The organism is Vibrio satsumensis (assembly GCF_050337435.1).
In the GTDB taxonomy this organism is placed as follows: Bacteria; Pseudomonadota; Gammaproteobacteria; order Enterobacterales; family Vibrionaceae; genus Vibrio; species Vibrio satsumensis.
In genome coordinates, this window is sequence record NZ_JAKJSX010000003.1 from 616,821 (window position 1) to 635,564 (window position 18,744).

At 43.2% G+C, this 18,744-nt stretch carries 15 protein-coding genes and 2 pseudogenes; 2 read left to right on the forward strand and 15 right to left on the reverse strand.

What is annotated here, in order from left to right; translation table 11 throughout:
* Positions 1–46 precede the first annotated feature (46 nt).
* The 13 genes and pseudogenes from L4C44_RS03035 to L4C44_RS03095 form a co-directional block, all read right to left on the reverse strand.
* The gene (locus L4C44_RS03035) at positions 47–1,153 is read right to left on the reverse strand and encodes a glycosyltransferase family 4 protein (RefSeq protein ID WP_146491556.1); all 1,107 of its coding nucleotides are present in this window, start codon (positions 1,151–1,153) and stop codon (positions 47–49) included.
* Positions 1,134–1,325 (reverse strand): annotated as a pseudogene (locus L4C44_RS03040) (helix-turn-helix domain-containing protein); the annotation flags it as partial. The pseudogene L4C44_RS03040 and the gene L4C44_RS03035, both read right to left, overlap by 20 nt.
* Before the next feature lie 68 nt (positions 1,326–1,393).
* A pseudogene (locus L4C44_RS03045) lies at positions 1,394–2,684 on the reverse strand (sigma-54-dependent transcriptional regulator); the annotation flags it as partial.
* A gap of 213 nt (positions 2,685–2,897) precedes the next feature.
* Complete coding sequence (locus L4C44_RS03050; RefSeq protein WP_409994450.1) at positions 2,898–3,320, reverse strand: Hpt domain-containing protein; 423 nt, start codon at positions 3,318–3,320, stop codon at positions 2,898–2,900.
* A 346-nt stretch (positions 3,321–3,666) separates the two neighbouring features.
* Positions 3,667–4,902: a quaternary amine ABC transporter ATP-binding protein gene (locus L4C44_RS03055; RefSeq protein WP_146491558.1), complete on the reverse strand. Its 1,236-nt coding sequence runs from the start codon at positions 4,900–4,902 to the stop codon at positions 3,667–3,669.
* Positions 4,895–5,794 carry an ABC transporter permease gene (locus tag L4C44_RS03060; protein WP_086711345.1) on the reverse strand — a complete coding sequence of 300 codons (900 nt, stop codon included), beginning with the start codon at positions 5,792–5,794 and terminating at the stop codon, positions 4,895–4,897. The genes L4C44_RS03055 and L4C44_RS03060 overlap by 8 nt, the downstream gene beginning before the upstream one ends.
* Before the next feature lie 179 nt (positions 5,795–5,973).
* On the reverse strand, positions 5,974–6,966 hold the full coding sequence (locus tag L4C44_RS03065; protein WP_146491559.1) for an ABC transporter substrate-binding protein: 993 nt from the start codon (positions 6,964–6,966) through the stop codon (positions 5,974–5,976).
* Between the two features lie 486 nt (positions 6,967–7,452).
* Positions 7,453–9,825 carry a response regulator gene (locus L4C44_RS03070; protein WP_146491560.1) on the reverse strand — a complete coding sequence of 791 codons (2,373 nt, stop codon included), beginning with the start codon at positions 9,823–9,825 and terminating at the stop codon, positions 7,453–7,455.
* Between the two features lie 42 nt (positions 9,826–9,867).
* Positions 9,868–10,695 carry a phosphate/phosphite/phosphonate ABC transporter substrate-binding protein gene (locus tag L4C44_RS03075; RefSeq protein ID WP_428804339.1) on the reverse strand — a complete coding sequence of 276 codons (828 nt, stop codon included), beginning with the start codon at positions 10,693–10,695 and terminating at the stop codon, positions 9,868–9,870.
* A gap of 46 nt (positions 10,696–10,741) precedes the next feature.
* Entirely contained in the window at positions 10,742–11,431 is a 690-nt protein-coding gene (locus tag L4C44_RS03080) for a P-loop NTPase family protein (RefSeq protein WP_428804340.1), read from the reverse strand.
* Positions 11,431–13,530, reverse strand: coding sequence for an SLBB domain-containing protein (locus L4C44_RS03085; protein ID WP_428804341.1), 2,100 nt, complete (start codon positions 13,528–13,530; stop codon positions 11,431–11,433). Before L4C44_RS03085 ends, L4C44_RS03080 begins: the two co-directional genes overlap by 1 nt.
* A complete protein-coding gene (locus L4C44_RS03090; protein ID WP_146491564.1) occupies positions 13,527–14,360 on the reverse strand; it encodes an OmpA family protein in 834 nt (277 codons plus the stop codon). Before L4C44_RS03090 ends, L4C44_RS03085 begins: the two co-directional genes overlap by 4 nt.
* Before the next feature lie 63 nt (positions 14,361–14,423).
* Positions 14,424–14,753 carry an STAS domain-containing protein gene (locus L4C44_RS03095; protein WP_086711361.1) on the reverse strand — a complete coding sequence of 110 codons (330 nt, stop codon included), beginning with the start codon at positions 14,751–14,753 and terminating at the stop codon, positions 14,424–14,426.
* A gap of 294 nt (positions 14,754–15,047) precedes the next feature.
* Here L4C44_RS03095 and L4C44_RS03100 point away from each other — a divergent pair, with 294 nt between their 5' ends.
* Positions 15,048–15,890, forward strand: a complete 843-nt coding sequence (locus L4C44_RS03100; protein ID WP_146491565.1) for a DNA ligase — start codon at positions 15,048–15,050, stop codon at positions 15,888–15,890.
* Between the two features lie 133 nt (positions 15,891–16,023).
* Here the strand turns inward: L4C44_RS03100 and L4C44_RS03105 are convergent, their stop codons facing one another.
* Entirely contained in the window at positions 16,024–17,394 is a 1,371-nt protein-coding gene (locus tag L4C44_RS03105; RefSeq protein WP_061017956.1) for an MATE family efflux transporter, read from the reverse strand.
* A gap of 440 nt (positions 17,395–17,834) precedes the next feature.
* Here L4C44_RS03105 and L4C44_RS03110 point away from each other — a divergent pair, with 440 nt between their 5' ends.
* Positions 17,835–18,443 (forward strand): riboflavin synthase subunit alpha, encoded by a 609-nt coding sequence (locus tag L4C44_RS03110; protein WP_146489770.1) that lies wholly within the window; start codon positions 17,835–17,837, stop codon positions 18,441–18,443.
* A 36-nt stretch (positions 18,444–18,479) separates the two neighbouring features.
* On the opposite strand, the gene L4C44_RS03115 is transcribed toward L4C44_RS03110, so the two are convergent.
* Positions 18,480–18,744, reverse strand: a 265-nt coding sequence (locus L4C44_RS03115) for an integrase core domain-containing protein (RefSeq protein ID WP_428804342.1), incomplete at its 5' end; no start/stop codon positions are given.

The following is an 18,744-nucleotide window of genomic DNA, read 5'->3' on the forward strand; positions in this document are numbered from 1 at the left end:
CCCAAATCGTTAAGCCAAAGTGACCAATTCCTGACTACGACTCGTTTTAGCGGTCGAGTTGATAGATCTCCAACAACTGCGGGACAACAGCTTGCGGTGAGTATTGGCTTTTGACGGTTTTTATCGCGTTACTCTTGAGAGAGTCACGTTGTTCGCTCGTCAATGATATCCACAAAGATAAAAACTGTTCTAGCTCGGCTTTTGAATTGGCAAGGTAGCCGTTAACTTGATGCTCGATGAGTTGCGGTAAGTTGCCAACTGAGTTGGCGAGAACGGGAATGCCACGAATCATGGCTTCTAATGCCGCCATAGGTAAGCCTTCAAAGCGTGAAGGGATGATTAACAGATCGATTTGGCTCCAGACGTCGTCCATATTGGTTTGATGACCGTGAAAGGTAACATTATCAGGCTGTGATTTAGTTAAGGCGTCCATTTCTGGTCCGTCACCAAAAAGCTCAAACCGAACATCGGGAAACTGTTTGGCTAATGCGACAAATCGATCCGGCGCTTTTTCATGGCTTAATCGACCCACAAAGCCAACATGGAATGGGCTTGATGAAGGGGAGCTTGTTAATCCGTTTGGAACTTTAACAAAGTTATTCAATTGATAGGTCTTACTCGGTACTTTCGCTTTAATCTTCTCACTGACCACGAGCGACTGATCAGAAAGAAAGCTGCTGTAACGGTCGAGCCAGTCATAAAGCCATACTTTGCCTGTTGGGGTTTCACCTGCGTGATAAGTGGTGATTTGTTTGGTGTTGTTAAAACGAGGTGGGAGCTTTATTAGCTTGCTGACTAAACTGGCTTTGTAACCATGAGCATGTATAAGTCTTGGCTGAAAATGTTGAACTGCACGTTTAAGTTGTGTCGCGCTATTGCCGCTTAAATCTGCAGAGCATGAGGCTAAATCGGAGAGGTAACTAAAAGGGATGTTCAGTGCATTCAACTTTTCAACAATGATCGCTTCAGGGGCAAATTTAGTCAAAAGAACGATTCGAACAGCATCTGAATACTGAGTGCTTTCACATATCAGGCCTTGTGCTAGTTCTAAAACATGCGTTTCTATACCTCCAAAAGTTTGGCTGTCGATTAACAGCCAAATCTCGTGAAGGTTTACGTTGAGTACACCTAGGTTAGGCTTGATTGTACTCATCTTCCGATTCCCAAGCCTGTTTCTTACGATAAACCGTAGAAGGGCTAAGCTCTAACAGCACAGCAGCGTTTAACACATTCCCATCGCAATAATTGATGGCGTGTTGAATGGCTTCGCGCTCTATTTGCCACATTGGGCGAATACTACCGTTACTAGTAGTGAAGGCCGGTGTCGTTAACTCTTGTCCATCTGAAAAAGCAGCTTGGTCATTTAACGTAACAGATTGCTCGTTTGGCGTAGTAGCTTGCTCAAGCTCTTCTGGGGTTATTGGTGGCAACTTAGTTTTTGGTGTTTCTACTACAGCAGGTTGGGGCGTTGGTACTCGAATTGGCGTTACTGATTTCGAATCTATTGTTGCATCCACCTTATTAATCGGAGGGGGCAACATATCTATGGTTACGCTCGTTTCATTATTCAACACTACGATATTACGGATGATGTTCTGCAACTGACGCACGTTTCCTGGCCACGCATAACGTTTAAGTAGGTTTTGCGTTTCTTTGTCTATTGATTTGAACTTCTTTTTGTCTTGTTTCGCGTAGAGCTTTAAGAAGTGATTAGATAGAGTGACAATGTCACCTCCTCTTTCACGAAGTGGTGGCATCTCAATAGGCACGACGTGAACACGATAGTAAAGGTCTTCTCTAAAACGTCCTTCTTCTACTTCAACTAGTGGATCGCGGTTGGTTGCGCAGATAATTCTGACATCAACTTTAATCTCACGATTACCACCGAGTGGTGTAAACGTACCAGTTTGCAAAAATCGTAGGAGCTTCTTCTGCATCTCCAGCTCCATTTCACAAAGCTCATCGAGAAAGAGGGTGCCACCATGCGCTTGCATTGCAGCACCTTTACGGTCGGTTGTCGCACCGGTAAACGCCCCTTTAACATGACCGAAGATTTCACTCTCCATTAGGTCTCGAGGGATAGCGCCACAGTTAATGGCAACGAAGGGCTTGCCGTTACGCTGGCTCTCCTGATGAATAGCCTCTGCACATACTTCTTTACCCGTACCACTTTCACCGTTAATAAACACGCTAGCAGTGGTTGGTGCTACCGAATCAATGATCTTGTAAACCGCCTGCATGGGTAGACAAGAGCCGATGAAGTTATGAAAGCGATCACGATCGAACTTGCTTTGCATGTTATCGACAATATTTTCAAGTTTCGCTCTTTTTAGATGCAAGCGAACAGAGGTTTTGAGTCGATCGGCTTGAATGGGTTTTTCTAAGAAGTCTTCCGCACCGCGTTGGATTAGGTCTACCGCGATGTTTACAGAGCCATGTGCAGTTGCAATGATGACGGCGGTTGGTATTTCGTTCGCACTAATCCAATCTAAGACTTCTTCGCCTGGCATGTCAGGTAGCTTAAGGTCGAGAATAACAAGCTGTGGTGAATGCCTTTCAATGAAGGTCTTAGCTTCCGCGCCGGTTTCAACGTGGAAAATATCGTAGGGTTCATCTTTGACGTACTGTTTGTAGAGAACAGCAAGTGAGGTGGAGTCTTCAACTAACAATACTTTAGGGCGCATTGTAAAATTCCTTTTTGAAACTTTATCCTAACTAATCAATAGCATGGAGGTAAAATTGCATCAATACTCATTGTATTTAATTGTTACCTACCGCATGCAACCATTATCAAACTAGCTTGGTGTCTTCATGTTGCATCTCGGGTGTCTCTTTGAGTATTGCTACCGCCGATACTGAACGTGTAAATCAAGACAGCACAGAAAATATAGAAGGGCCTAGCCAAACCCTTTGTTCTTTCTGTCTATCAGTGCTTGGATTGAACGGTTGCTTAATACGAGTAAACCATCAACTTGGCTAAATGCAGCATCGTATTGGCTCTCTAAACACTGTCTTTCTAGCGCGCGAGATAGATCTGATAGAGGTCGGTTCCCTAGCGCAAGTGCCGTACTTCCTAATATGTGCAATTCAAATTCAAGTGCTTCAGAATCTTGGCTAAGCGCGGCTTGTTTAATTGCAGCAATGCGTCTTTGTGACTCTTGCACATAGTGATCAATTAAAATCGGCATGACCTCGACACTCGTGTCTATAATCATTTGTTCTAAGATGCTTTCATCAACTAGAGCTATTTCAAATTGCTTGCTGTTGTTTGGTGTACTCGCAATTATAGGAGTGTTTGAGGGTAAGGCTGAATTCGTCACACTAAATCCTTTTATTGTCTCGTTAGGAGAGTACGTTAGCTCGATGCTAATATTTATAACCAATGCTTTAACTTTATTATTTAGTTTTAGTCATTTTTTAGAATAATTTCAACTGCTTGCCTTAAAATACAAAACATAATTAGATGTGAAGCTATAAATGAACGAGTGAAGTTTGGAATTTAACTCACTGATTTAAAGGAGCTTTCATTATCCAGCTATGTGTTTTGATGCACAAAAGGGCACAAAAAAACCGTTGTGACTAAGTCTCACAACGGTTTTTTCTAGCTCGAATCTTACTGGCTCAAATTTGTCTATAAAAAGCCTTACGCGCAAAAGCCGCCTTTGGCTATGATGCCTTGTCAACTTTTAGCTTTGGGTCGTCGCTAACTTCTTCCTCCTCACTATTCTCAGAGAAGATATCTGCAACGGCACTTCTTTCAAGTTCACCTTTTAGATTACCGTCTTCATCGACAACAGGAAGGGAGTAGTCACAAGACATAGTCTCTGGCAATACTTCTTCAATCACGGCATCAGGTAAAATGGCAGGAACCTCTTCGTATATCTCTTCGCTGAAGTCATGTACCGATGCATCTTCAACAGCGTCTTGCAGGCTCTCTTGAGTCACTAAGCCTTGATAGCCATCATCGGTTACGTGATAAGCGTAATCATTTTTCAGCATCTTCATTTGTGCCAAAGCACCTTCAATCGTTTCTGAGGTGATTCGATAGAGAGGAGGCTGCATAACCGTTTCAACGGTCAATGCACGAGCGCGGTTTACATCTTTAACGAAGGCTTCTACGTAGTCATCTGCAGGGTTAAGTAGAATCTCGTGTGGTGTGCCTTGTTGTACTAACTCGCCGTCTTTCAAAATAGCGATTCGATCGCCTAGACGGAGTGCTTCGTCCAGATCGTGAGTGATGAAAACAATTGTCTTATGAAGCTTCTCTTGAAGCTCGATAAGCTGGTCTTGCATTTCACTCCGGATCAAAGGGTCAAGCGCAGAAAAGGCTTCATCCATTAACAATATTTCAGCGTTAGTACACAGAGCGCGAGAAAGGCCGACACGTTGTTGCTGACCTCCTGAAAGTTGGGCAGGGTATTGCTTGCCGTAACCTTTCAAACCCACCGTTTCTAACCATTCGTTGGCTTTCGCTAAACGGTCTTCTTTTTTAATGCCTTGAACTTCCAACCCGTATGCTACGTTTTCTACGACGGTGCGGTGAGGCATTAATCCAAAGCGTTGAAATACCATCGACATTTTATGGCGACGGAATTCTTCCAACTGTTTGGTGTTGAGGCTCATGACGTCAATGCCTTCAACCATGATCTTACCTTGTGTCGGGTCAATCAAACGGTTGAAATGTCGAATCAAGGTCGATTTACCCGAACCAGAAAGCCCCATGATAACGAAGATCTCACCACGGTTGATCTCAAGGTTAATCTCTTTCAAACCAACGGTATGCCCGGTATCAGCGAGAATGTCATCTTTGTGTTCACCGTTCTGAACTCGGTTCATCACAGATAAAGGTTTTGGTCCAAACACTTTGTACAGGCCACTAATCTCAATCAATGGTTTAGTCATGCTTGAATCCTCCTAAATGTGCATTCGTTCTTTTCGCGTAAGCTTGTGAAGCGCGGTCAAAAAGAATTGCGAGGGCAACGATGGCGAAACCATTCATTAAGCCTAACGTGAAGTATTGGTTTGTGATGGATTTAAGAACCGGTTGTCCTAAGCCTTTAACACCGATCATTGATGCGATAACAACCATAGACAGTGCCATCATGATGGTTTGATTGATACCTGCCATGATTGTAGGCATCGCTAGAGGAAGTTGAACACCCCATAAGCGTTGTTTCTTGCTGGCACCAAATGCGGTAGCGGCTTCAAGGACTTCTTTATCGACTAAGCGTATACCTAGGTTGGTTAAACGAATTACTGGCGGAATAGCGTAGATAACTACGGCGATCAGCCCCGGAATCTTACCGATGCCGAGTAGCATTACCACTGGGATTAAGTAAACGAACGCTGGCATGGTTTGCATGATATCGAGCATCGGTGTAACGATAGATTGAGCTCGATTTGAGCGAGCCATCGCAATGCCAATCGGAATGCCTAATAATATTGAAACCAAGGTACACACAGTGATGATACTGAGCGTTCGCATAGTGTCTTCCCACATGCCAAAGTAACCAATGAGAAGCAACGAAACCACACAACCCAAAGCCAGCTTCCAAGAACGGCTCGCGGCATAAACAAGGCTTGTACACACAGCAAGGACGATAATCCAAGGTGTTGAAATAAGGAGCTTTTCAAACCAGACAAGGAATGAAAGAAGAGGGTCAAAGAGAGATTCAATCATTTCACCGTATTCACGGGAAAATTCACGGTATGCGCCATCTAGCGTCTTTTTTATGGTTCGTAAATCAGCACGTTCCATTTCTGGAAAGCTTGATAACCAATTGCTGTCAGCCATTTTATATCCTTATAGTTCGGAGCCACATTTTCATGCGATGAGATGACCGCGAATGAAAAAGGGCACCGAATCATGAATAACATCAAGTATAGCGACGTTATTTCTGTTCTATTGTTGAAGCGTACTTACTTATTAAGCGGAAGTACTTGTTAAACGTGAGTACTTTGAAAGCCAAATGGTTACAGTTGTGCTTCAACTTTCTTAGCCACTTCTTGAGAAACCCATGGGTGCCATACTTCAGGGAATTCACTCAAGAAATGCAGGCTTGCTTCTTCGCCGTCTGCTTGGTTGTCTTCCATCCATGCAAGCAGAGAATTCATTTTGTCGTTGGTGAAACCACGCTTAGTGAAGTAGTCGTACGCTTCAGGTGCGCGTGATGCAAAACTTTCAGTGGTGATTGTGTGGACAGGTGAAGGTGGGTACATGGTCGCTTTAGGGGATTCACAGTCTTCCTTAGTGGTACAGTTCAAAAACTCCTGTTCATTCACGCCACTACCAAAGTCAACTTTGACCATATCGTATTTACCTAACACCGCGGTTGGCGCCCAGTAATAACCAAACCAAGCTTCTTCGCGTTCGTAAGCTTTCGCGATAGATCCAGATAAACCGGCACTCGAACCAGGATCTACAATGGTGAAACCGCTGTCTTCTAGATTAAGTGCTTCAAACAAGTTACCGGCGCTGATTTGACAGTTCCAACCTGCTGGGCAGCTGTAGAATGCGGATGTATCAGGGTCTTCAGGGTGTTTAAACATACTTGCGTTTTTACGCACGCCTTCGATGGTCGCCATCTCGGGGTATTGCTTCACTAGGTAAGCTGGTACCCAGAAGCCTTCTTCACCACCGTTAACAAGTGCTTTACCCGCGTAGCGAAGGCGCTTTTCTTGCACACCTTTGTCGAGAGCGTCTTTTAGGCTATTACTCCAAAGTTCTGGAGCAACATCAGGTTGGCCTTTTTCTATCATTGAAGTGCCGGTTGGCATAGTGTCGCCAGGGATAAGTTCGGCATCACATCCATAACCATGTTCTAAGATGAATTGGTCAATGTTGGCGATTAAAGTTGCAGAGTTCCAGTTCATATCTGCGATTGTTACGCTGCCACATTCTCCTGCGTTAGCATTACCACTGGCTGCTGCAACTAACAAAAATAGGGAGCTTAACTTGTATTTCATATTGAGGTTCCTTTCTCTTTAATAATACAACTGAGCTAGTCAAGGTAAGTTGACTATCTAAATTGCTCTTTGGCGATCCTTTCCGTTGAATTTAAACCATTTGAGCAAAGGGGAGGATGAGTCTAAATAACAGTAAATAAGGTGTTACACAGAATCATCAGATAACATTGTCAAACTATTACAAATTCGTCAAAAATCACCTCTGTATATAATCTTAGGGAATATTCTTGTGAATTCCACCTTTGACTCAATCTACAATGTGCTTTATTAGACTGAGTCACATAACGTGATTATTTTGTGTGCTACTTGTTTTGAAAAGTCACTAAACCCTACAATTTGCATGTAAAATGCATTGAATAGTAATGAACGTCATTGACTAAACCTTGCCTGCTTAATGAAAGAGGCAATAGTCAGGTATGTGGTTGGAGTAAGCAGAGGAGTGAAAGAAGAGATTGGGGTAGTGAGCAATAAGCCGCAGCGCATAGCCTAATTGAAACCTCGCTCTCTTCGTTTCTCGATAGCATTCATAGATTCTTTAGCAAGAACTACTAGCTCATCGACTTTAGAAAACGCCAGCTCAGATTGTTGCTCAGAACACAGTTTTTCGACTTTCCTCGCTAACACAGATAAGCGACGGTTCCCAAGTGCGAGCGAGGAACTGCCCAAGGTGTGAGTTTCAAACTCTAGGTTCGATAGGTCTTGTTCCACAACAGCTTTTTGAATCAGTTTTATGCGGTTTCCAGACTCTACAATATAGTGTTCGATCAACATTGGCATCACTTCGGCACAGGTATCTTCAACCATTTGTTCAAGGATTTGCTCATCAACCAGATCAGATTCTTGAATTTCCGTTAGTGCCTGATTGGCTATTTGATTTTTGTGATCGTCCAGAGCCTCACAATCCTCTGTTGCATATGGTTCGTCAGAAGTACCGCTTGCCTGAATATCTGAAGTTGTAGGCTCGCTATTTTCAGATACCTTCACTGTATTAGGTTTGCACTCAATAGCATGCTCCTGCTTGGTAACAAGGTGAAGGTGCAACATATCAGCGATCTGTGACATTCTTATAGGTTTTGCAAGGTAGTCATCCATACCTTGATTTAAAAACTGCTCTCTATCTCCGGCAAGTGCGTGCGCAGTCAGCGCAACGATTGGCACAGACGCTTTTTGAGTGTTAGGTAAGCTTCTTATTTCGGAACATGCTTGCAGGCCATCTTTTTCTGGCATAGAGATATCCATAAAGATGAAGTCATAATCATTGTTTTTTACCATTTCGACAGCTTGATTCCCATCGTTCGCGATATCAATAGTCATCCCAGCATTTTTAAACATATTAACGATAACGAGTTGATTCGCTTTGTTATCTTCGGCCACTAGAATACGGCTGCTTAAAATTTTAGGATTTAACGTCACCGAAGAAGAACCAGAACGATTGTCTTCTCCAGAATTTGATGCTTTTTCCAACATTACCGAAAAGGTAAAGGTACTGCCTACACCTTCCTCACTGCTTGCTGATATGTTGCCATCCATGAGTTTTGCTAGGTGTTTACAAATGGCGAGGCCGAGCCCTGAACCGTCACGACGTCTTGAATATCCTTGATCCACCATGGTGAACTCTTCAAATAGGTAGCTCATTGCGTTAGATTCAATGCCGATCCCAGAATCGGCAACTTGGCATGTAATCTCTACCATATTATCTTCTGTTTCATTAGTCTCAACATTAACGATGACACTGCCTTCGGAAGTAAACTTGATCGCATTACCGATCAAATTCAATAAGATTTGTTGAAAGCGGTGAACGTCGCCGACCACCATCACGGGTTGGTCAGGTTGATAAGGAGTAACAAGCTGGATATTTTTCGCGTTGGCACTCGGCTCAAAGCTATCAATGGTGCTATGGATACACTCTTGGAGAGAGAAGGTTTTTTGTTCAAGAATGAGCGTATTGGCTTCCATGCGAGAGAAGTCCAATATGTCATTAATGATAGATAAAAGTAGTTCGCCCGATGTTGAAGCGGTATTAACTAAATGACTTTGATCCTTTGTTAATTTGGTCTCTTTAAGTAACGATAAAATGCCAAGAACACCGTTCATAGGGGTTCGAATCTCATGAGACATAGAGGCCAAAAATCGACTTTTAGACTCAGACGCTTGCTCGGCTTGTTCTCTCGCTTGTTTGATGTCCGTGTAGTTTTTAGACAAAGAGGTAGACATGTCGTTAAATGCGTTGACTACATCACCAAGTTCATCGTCACTTTTTATTTTCAGCTGAAAACCTGGTCCTTGCGTTCTCACTTTTTTTACCGCAAACGAAAGCTGATACAAATGTTTAGTTAGATAAGTACCTAAAATGAAGGAGCAGATGGCAACAAGAATAACCTCTATCAAGGCAATTGAACTGATGGTTTTCTTAGCATCTGTAAGCATCGAATTGATCGAAGAGGTTGTGAACCCAATTGAAATTGAGCCGTACTTTAGTCCATCACTTTCAATTGGGTAATACGTATCGAATATTCCATCATCTACGTTGGATAAGTTCGTATCAACCTGAATATCTTTACTGAAATAGTCTGTAGACCCGGCGCTACTCAGCAAGACTTCATTACGCTCTACTTTGACATAGACGATATCTTCGATCGTCATGATCTCCTTTACGATATCATCTAATGTTGCGATATCAGTGGATAGCACTGCGTCTTTGGTTGCACGAGCAAACAGTTGAGAAGTTGCCTGCGCACGTTTGATAAGCTGCTGTTCATTAGAATCCGACAGAAATGACATTGCACTTATGACAAGAGCCATAAGCATCACTATTTCTATAGAGGCAATCCCAATGATCGTTTTTGTTCTAAAAGTCATCAGCGTATCCTTACCGTAGCGCTTTATCCAAACCTACCGTAACTATTGATCCTTATTTACGGTCATGGGCATGGTGTCTTTCTGTTTAATATTCAGTGCACGAACATCATCCCAGTCGACATCAACCGCAGTTTCAAAAGCTTTAATCCTTAGCGGGGAAAGTAACGTTTTTCCTTCTTCGTTCTGGGCTAATTGAACAAAGGAGGTTTGAACTTTTTGTACCACCTCTGAGTCAACTCTCGGGTGGTTGGCGATAGCATGAGGAGTGAAACCCTTAGAGGTGTAGATAGGAGTAAGCTGGTCTCTAACATCCGGGTCTAGTGCGTTGAAGGTTCGGATAATACCACCCCCAGACGGATAAAAGCCCTTGGCCACAGAAAGGTATACCGAATCATGTGAAGAGACATAGTTAGGTTCAAAATGAACGTTTCTTTGTTTCAGGCCAGCTTGTGTTAGTAACGTTGCCGCAAACGCTGCAGGAGCGGGGAAGGCAAGGGTAGTGTTGTCTAACTCCTCCAAGCTTGTAATCCCGCTATCTTTACGCACTACCATTATGCCTTTTAGGCGTTTGTCTTTAGCTTTGGCCATCGCACTATAGCCAACACTATTGTTGAAAGTAACGAAGTGGAATGGATTCATATACGCAAAATCATAGTCACCGCTAGCAAGACGCTGCTCAAACATAGGGATATCTTTCGCGGTTTCAAAGATGATGGTGTGACCCGTTTCTTGACTTATTTTCGCGAGTATTGGGGTCCATTGCTGCGCGAGTCTACTTGCAGATTGCTGAGGAACAATACCGAATGTGAAGGTATCTGCATAAGTTAATGTCGGTAGCAAAGCCAAGATTAACAACGTTAGATTTTTCATAGATTCCCTTCCTTCTCTTAGAGACATCGTAATTTTTTAGTGAAGCTTATAGAGTTAAATTGAGAAACTCATTTCTAGATATCCAACTTTTAATTTTCTCCTGTAGTGAGCGAGGAAGGAGCTTCAGTTTATTTACTTGGCGTATCAATTCATTAGCGAAACTTGGCGTGTATTTCATATTCATCACACATCCAAGGAGCGAGATATTTTGTGCATCAAGTAACTTTTTCGCTTGAGTTAAGTTGTGCGTCGAAGTTTCTCCATAGGCGACAACAAGTAACGTGCAATCACAAGCACTCGCTACCGATTGGGCGGGTATATTGCCTTTATTAACATTCAGCAGAGGCGAGGTGTCGACAACCACTCTTTCGTATGTTTCTAACCATTGGCTTACCACTTTAGTCAGCGTTTCTGGGTCTTTGTAAGCCAGTTGAGTTGAAGTAACTTGAGGGGCTGGAACCCCCATAAAAAGGCGTTGAGACTCAACATGTTCAATGAGTCTTCCTTGTTGCTTTTCTTCCAACATATGTAAATCTTTGAATGCCGGATTAAATAAATTGAGGTCAACATACAGCGTAGAGTGACCCGCCAATAGGAAACGTTCGGCCAATGCCGTTGCAATGGATGTTACACCGTCACCTGAATGGCAGGCGGTCACGCATATTGATTTTTGGCCATTAAGTTCAGAAGCTAGATACAGTTGTTCTACTTCTGCTTGAATTGCTGAAATAGTCATTACAAAGCTCCTATTAGGACAATGGTTGTCGTTAGGCGAAGTATGTCTTCTAAGCCCACTCGAGCTTTTTCCATAAAGCTCTCGCGTCGATCTGGGATGTAAATAGTGTCACCGGCACGTAGCACTGGTAAGTTGTAGATGTTGGCCGTTTTGCTGAACTCAACAAGGTCGAAGGTACGAGCTTGGCCTTGGCAGCAAGACATGTTCACAATGGTAATTTTCTCTACATAAGCATTTTCAGTAGGGCCTGATGCCTCTGCCAAGATATCTAAAATCGTCATGTTGTCGTTAAACACATATCGACCCGGATTATTAATTGCGCCAAGCACACGAACTGTTTTTTCTTTTGGTGTGTCCAACCAATTTTTATCTTTTTCCGGGATATAAATAGTATCGCCGGCAGTTACGTTTGGTAGGATCGATTCATCACCAGTTTCGAAATAGAGAGATAAGTTTAATTTGCTCACTTTAGAGTAGGTCTTATCTCTGTGGGTTACGCGAATATTGTGAATGTCGGCGTCTTTCGTTGGTCCATCTGACGCTGACAATATGTCTAGAAAGTGCATGTCTTTTGTAAATCGGTACCGGCCTGGTGAACGAACTTGGCCAAACACGTAAATTGATGCATCTGAGCTTTGACGCACCCATTGAGATTTGTTGTCTGAAGGGTCTTGAGGTAAGTCGTGTACGCGCACAATTGAGCCTGCACGGATAAAGGGCAGTTGGTCACGCGGAGCTCCAGATCTAATAAATTCGTCTAAGTCGAAAACCACTAGCTTTCTACCTGTAACCACTTCTATTTTTGTGGTGTCGGCACGCAGTGTTGGCCCTCCAACATGAGCAAGTAAGCCCATGAAATCCATTTCATCTGACCATTCAATACGTCCCGGTCGAACAACTTCACCAATAACATTTACAGCTCTATCCGGTGAGATCTTTAGCCATGATTTCTCGTTCATGTCTGTTTTCTCTGGGACGAAAATCGCGTCTCCCGCTTTGATGCTAGGAGGGTTAGAATTAGGTAAACCTTCTGTGTATGCCGCTAAATCAAATTTAACTACTCTGCCGTCGGCTTTGAGTACGCGGATTTGTCTAGACTCCGCAAATCGGGTCGGGCCGCCAGCGTTCGCTAAGATATCCATAAACGTCGCACCTCTCTTACCTTCAAAGGCACCTGGAGAGGCTACTTCGCCCATTACGTAAACCATATTAGCACCAGACTTGATCTCTTCTTCTTGCTTGGGTACAAAAATCGTCGCGCCTGGACGCAAAATTGGAAGCAAACTTTCGTCACCAGAATCTAAGTAACGTTTAAGGTTGAATAGCGTTGGGGTGTTGTTTGAGATCACACGGATCTGCTCAACACTGGCATAACGAGTCACGCCGCCAGAACGCATTAATACGTCGACGAGGTCGGTGTTTTCTTTATAAGTGAATGAGCCCGGTGCGTTTACTTCACCAAACACTTTGATTGAATTACGAGAGTCAGCACTGTCACCGGAGTTAGCAAGCTTTGCAGCGTCAAACTCTTGCTCGATGTTACCGACTAATGGGGAAGCAGGTACAAACAGTGAATCCAATGATTGCAAAGCGGGGAGCGTTGATTCGTCACCTGAATCTAGGAAACGTTTGTAGTTGAATTCTATTTTATCAGCGCCTCGCTTAAGAATAAGCTTATCGAGTTGTGCCCCTGAACGTAAGCCGCCCGCAGCGTAAAGCGCCATTTGGATACTAGAACCCAATGCGAGTGTGTATTCGCCAGGTTGTTGTACATAACCTTGAACGTAAATAATGATTTGCTGTTCTTTTACGTATACGGAAGCGTTTGAAAGATCTTTATAAGCGGTAGCCAGTGATTCTAAAACGACCTTGTTAAGCTGCTCACTGTCATAACCTGCCACAAATACAGTACCCACTTCAGGAAGAGTAATACGGCCACGTTTATCAACTTGGAACCCAGTATTTAAGGTACTTTCTCCGGGTACGTTGACTTGGATAAGATCACCGACTTGAACCGCCTCTGAAAACTCGTCTCTTGCATTCACGATATTCGCAAAGCATAGCGATAGGGTGATGAAAAAAGCGATCAATGATTTCATAGCCCACCTCCCATTTTCTCGGCGTTTTTAGGTGAGATAACTTCTATGCTGACTCGACGGTTAGTTAAACGCGTACCGTCTGATTCGCCCTCAAAAAGAGGAACGGTTTCGCCGACAGAGACGGCTTTGATTCGTTGAGCACCCAAGCCAAAAATAGTCAGGTAGCGTTCGACTTGTTTAGCTCGTCCAAGTGCTAACTTGTCGTTATATTCTTCGGTCCCAGTCGCATCAGCATGGCCTGTAACAACTAGGTCTAAAGACTTGTGTTCTTTGAGTAGCGCTGTCGCTTCGGCAAGTCTTCCCATATACTTGGGATTGACTTCAATAGAGTCTTCTGCGAATTGGTTATCAACATTAAGTAGGTCATACAACTGTTCGATAACCGACAATTGTATTCTAAATTGATTTTCATTTTTTGGTGGCTCACAACGGGCTTGTGATGTCACATAGTCTAGCTGGACTTCAAGTTCGTTTAGGCGTTTTCTTTGGATGACTAGGTCGTTGGCTGCATCTAGCAGTAAACCGCCTTGTAGTTCACGTGCAATACGATTTTGCTTTTCAATAGCTTGGACTACCGCAGCGGGAAAACACCAACGCGCACCTTCTTGGATTAACGCATCTAAATGAAGTTTTGCTAATTGCCAATCAAAACGTAAACCGTGTTCAGGGCCAAGTGGCTCATCAGGCATGACAGGAGAGAAGTCGGAATTCAAATAATTTATTGAATCATAACTTTCAGCGAGACCTCCTGTTCCTGACTCTGGGTAGCTAGTACACCCCAGAACCAGAGCAGACAGAGAGAGGGCTATGTAGTTTTTGAATAATTTCATGCCAACGTCCTTTGTTTTTATTTTTATAATTATTATTTTCGTTACTTCTAGCTTAGTGGATCATCATGAATTAGTAGGACTTTTTGAGTTTACCGGGATAGCGTGGCCTATTCGTAATAGGTTCATAATTTCAAGTGGCTGCCCGGTTACATTCTCAAGTCGCATGTTGCGTTCACGCTCGGTCAAGCGCTTAAACATGTAGACTATTGCGCCAACACCAGACGAATCCAAAAACTCTACTTGACTAAAATCGACTTCGATTTCTTGATGGCCGTCGTTCGAAATTACATCATCAATGTCAGTTTGCGCATCACGACTGCCTGCTGCGTCTAAATCACCGAAGATAGAAAGCGTTAGCGTCGTTGTATTCAAATCAATCTTACGTAGTTCCATAGCGTTATCTCCTTTAAAGTATGTATGAATAATTGCACTGAATGTGCCAACTTTTATGTTCTTACTTTTCAACAAGTTAACGCAATTCTTAATCTCTATCTCATATTGAGAAAGGTCGTTTCTCAATATGAGAACTAAAATTGGATGTACTTTTGAGACCTACAAGCCATTAATTTTGTGAATGAAAGCTAAAGATGAATAAGGTTGGTGTGTGGGTCGCATCTTCTGGCATAGATTGTCTAACTGTACGTTGAAACGCTTAGGATTAAGGGAGTTATTAATACGGAGCAAGTGATGAGACTAACCAAACTGGCTATAGCAACTCTATGGGCGTGTTCGCTTTCTTCTCATTCATCCTATTTACCTCCGGATCACTTGGTGCTGGCAAACACATATAAACAAGGCATTGATGTTTCTGAATACTGGAAGAGTGAGAAGCTCGATGGGATTCGGGCTCTGTGGGATGGTAAACATCTCTATACTCGTAATGGGAATCGCATTTATTCACCGAAGTGGTTTACGGAAAACTTGCCTAAGGTACATCTTGAAGGAGAGTTGTGGGCAGGAAGAGGCAAGTTTCACTTAGTTCAATCTACTGTTCTCGATCACACACCTAGTGATACAGCTTGGCGCCAAATAGACTTCATGCTGTTTGATATGCCAGGGGCTGCAGGAGATTATCAAAAGCGCTATTACAACATTTTGCACTGGGTCAGTATGATTGGTGAACCTCATGTCAGTTACATAGAGCATTTCCCTATTCATAGTGAAGATGCACTGTTCCATCAGTTAGATAATATCGACGAACGTAATGGCGAAGGTTTGATGCTAAGAAAGATCACAAGCCGTTATCAAGCAGGGCGAAGTAATGACCTGTTAAAGCTTAAAAGGCATCATGATGCTGAAGCTACGGTTATTGGCTATAAAGGCGGGACAGGAAAGTATAAAGGAATGATGGGTTCTATATTGGTCCACACGGAGGAGGGGATTGAGTTCTATATTGGTAGCGGGTTCAGTGACGAAATGAGACTCGCACCACCTGAAATCGGCAGTCGTATTACGTTTCGCTACAATGGTTTTACTCAAAATGGGAAACCCAAGTTTGCGCGCTTTGTTAGAGAGAAAAGTGACTATTAAGACAAATACAATCTATCTGACCAGTAGTTAGTATGACTAAATAATACGCCCGCCAATAAACGAAAAAGAGCCCTGAAGATCAGCGCTCTTTTTCGTATTCGATATCAGACACACCGGTTTAACGAGTACGAATCTAGCGAGAACTAAATTCTAACTGTACGTCGTCGTCCTGCTTGTGCATCCAGTGTAAGCGCATACCCAGCATAATCGCTGCTGACGTTAGACCAACAATGAAACCAATCCAGAAGCCGTGCGCGCCCATAGGTTCAACAATCCAATCTTTCATTCCTAAGATGTAGCCGATAGGAAGGCCAAGCAACCAGTAAGCAACAAAGGTAATGTTGAAGATTGAACGCATATCTTTGTAGCCACGCAGAGCACCTGCAGCGATAACTTGGATGGCGTCGGTGCATTGATAAACCGCCGCGAATAAAAGCAATTGCATTGCAACAGTAATTACCGCCGTGTTCTCTGTATAGAGCAATGAAACTTGCTCTCTGAACAATACAGTTAATGCAGCTGTCATTAAGGCTGTGACCAAGCCAACAATGATACCAACGTGTGTCGCAATCTTCGCGCCTTCGGTGTTGTTTTCGCCTAACTTATGGCCAACACGAATACTCACAGCAGCACCGATACTCATTGGAATCATGAAAACCAGCGAAGAGAAGTTGATCGCGACTTGGTGCGCAGCAACAATCAATGAACCTAATGGGGCAACCAACAGAGAAACCACCGCAAACAGAGTTACCTCGAAGAAGATAGCGGCCGCTACTGGGAAGCCAAGTCTAAACAGACGAATTTGTGCTTTGAGCTGAGGCTTATGGAACGTACCGAAGATATTGATTTTCGCCAAACGCTTTGATGTTAAAACGTAAGCAAACAGCAGTGCAAACATCACCCAATATACGATAGCCGTTGCAACGCCACAGCCAACACCACCCAGAGCAGGAGCTCCAAGTTTTCCGTATACGAACATCCAGTTAAGCGGGATGTTTAATAGCAAGCCAATAAAACCAATCACCATCGCAGGCTTAGTTAAAGACATACCATCCGTAAAGCTTCGTAATGTTTGGAACAACAAAAATGCAGGTACAGCAAACATCACCGCATTCATATAGCCGATGGTCTTTTCCGCCATGAGTTGTTCAATGTCCATCCACTCCAATATCAATTGTGTCTGAAACAGTACGCCAATGATAGGAAGGGAGATGACGAGCGCTAAAAACGCACCTTGTTGAATCTCGAATGGAATTTTGACTTGTCGACCAGAACCATTCAGTTGTGCAACGACAGGAACCAACGCCATCAATAGACCGACACCAAATAAAATGGATGGTAGCCAGATACTTGCTGCAATAGAAACCGCCGCCATATCGATAGCACTTACGCCACCTGCCATCACGGTATCAACAAAACCCATTCCAGTTTGTGCGACAGATGCAATCAATACAGGAGTCGCAAGTTTGATTAGATTCGAGGATTCTTCTTTGTAACGATGCACAAACAACTCCAAATAAGAGGGAAAATTAGAATAATAGTGTAGGAAAGGACATTCTGAAGGAATCAGAGACAATGATCTTAAGCTTCCACTGGACGAATCATAAAGAAATGTCACAATAACTGCTATGAAAAACTGTTATTAGGGCGTATTGATCTTTCGAGCTGATTTTTGCAGCGAGTTGCTGGGTATTTATACAAGGCAGAGGCGTCGATGTGTAGCTAGCCTACATGAGAAGCCGATAACGTAGTAAAAATGACCAGCAAACGCTGCCCGAAGGGTTCGGCTAAAAGCGTTTTACTCTTTGTTGAGGGAGATTTACTTAGAATGACTAGGCTACTTCCCCCTCGCCGCGATTAAAACGCTTTTGACTAGGCGTCCCCATCCGAACAAAATTTAACCACGAAAGGTCAACACGCCCTAGAATGCTAAATAGGAATCTTATGTTTACAGGTATCGTTCAAGGCATGGCAACACTGGTTGCTATAAATAAAAAAGAGTTGTTTCAAACTCATACCATTGAGCTAAGCGACGAAATGGTTGAGGGATTAGCAATTGGTGCTTCAGTAGCTCATAACGGTTGTTGCTTAACGGTAACGGAAATTTCAGGTAACCAGATCGCCTTTGATTTAATGCAAGCCACATTAAGATTGACGAACTTGGGCCAACTGAATGTTGGTGACAAAGTGAATATTGAGCGTGCAGCAAAGTTTGGTGATGAAATTGGCGGGCATAGCATGTCTGGTCACATTACGTTGATGGCTAACTTGGTTGATGTGATTAAGACAGAAAACAACCGCACGCTCTGGTTTGAACTACCTCAAGAATCAATGAAGTATGTGTTAAGCAAGGGCTACATCGGCGTTGATGGTTGTTCATTGACGATCGGTGAAGTGGAAGAGAACCGTTTCTCTGTTCACCTGATTCCAGAAACGCTGAATCGTACTCTGTTTGGCGGCCGTGAAGTAGGTGACCAAGTAAACATTGAGTTTGATCCTCAAACACAGGCTATTGTTGATACCGTTGAACGCGTACTAGCAAACCAGAAGTAACGTGACCCGTCCTGATATGGGTTGACACTTGATTGACTAAAACGCTCGATGTATTTCATCGGGCGTTTTGTATTTTAGAGCTGTGTGAGGCCTATATTCATTATAGATTTTTACTGATTCAGCGACCATTTTCTTTGCTTCATCTAAATCATTCGGTTTATTCAACAGATACTCCATCTTCAATATTCCGTTGATCCTCTCTGCCAACGCATTCTGATAACAGTCATAGCCATCAGTCATTGAGCAAGATACATCATACTGCCGATGCAACTCTTGGTATTCCACAGAGCAGTATTGAACA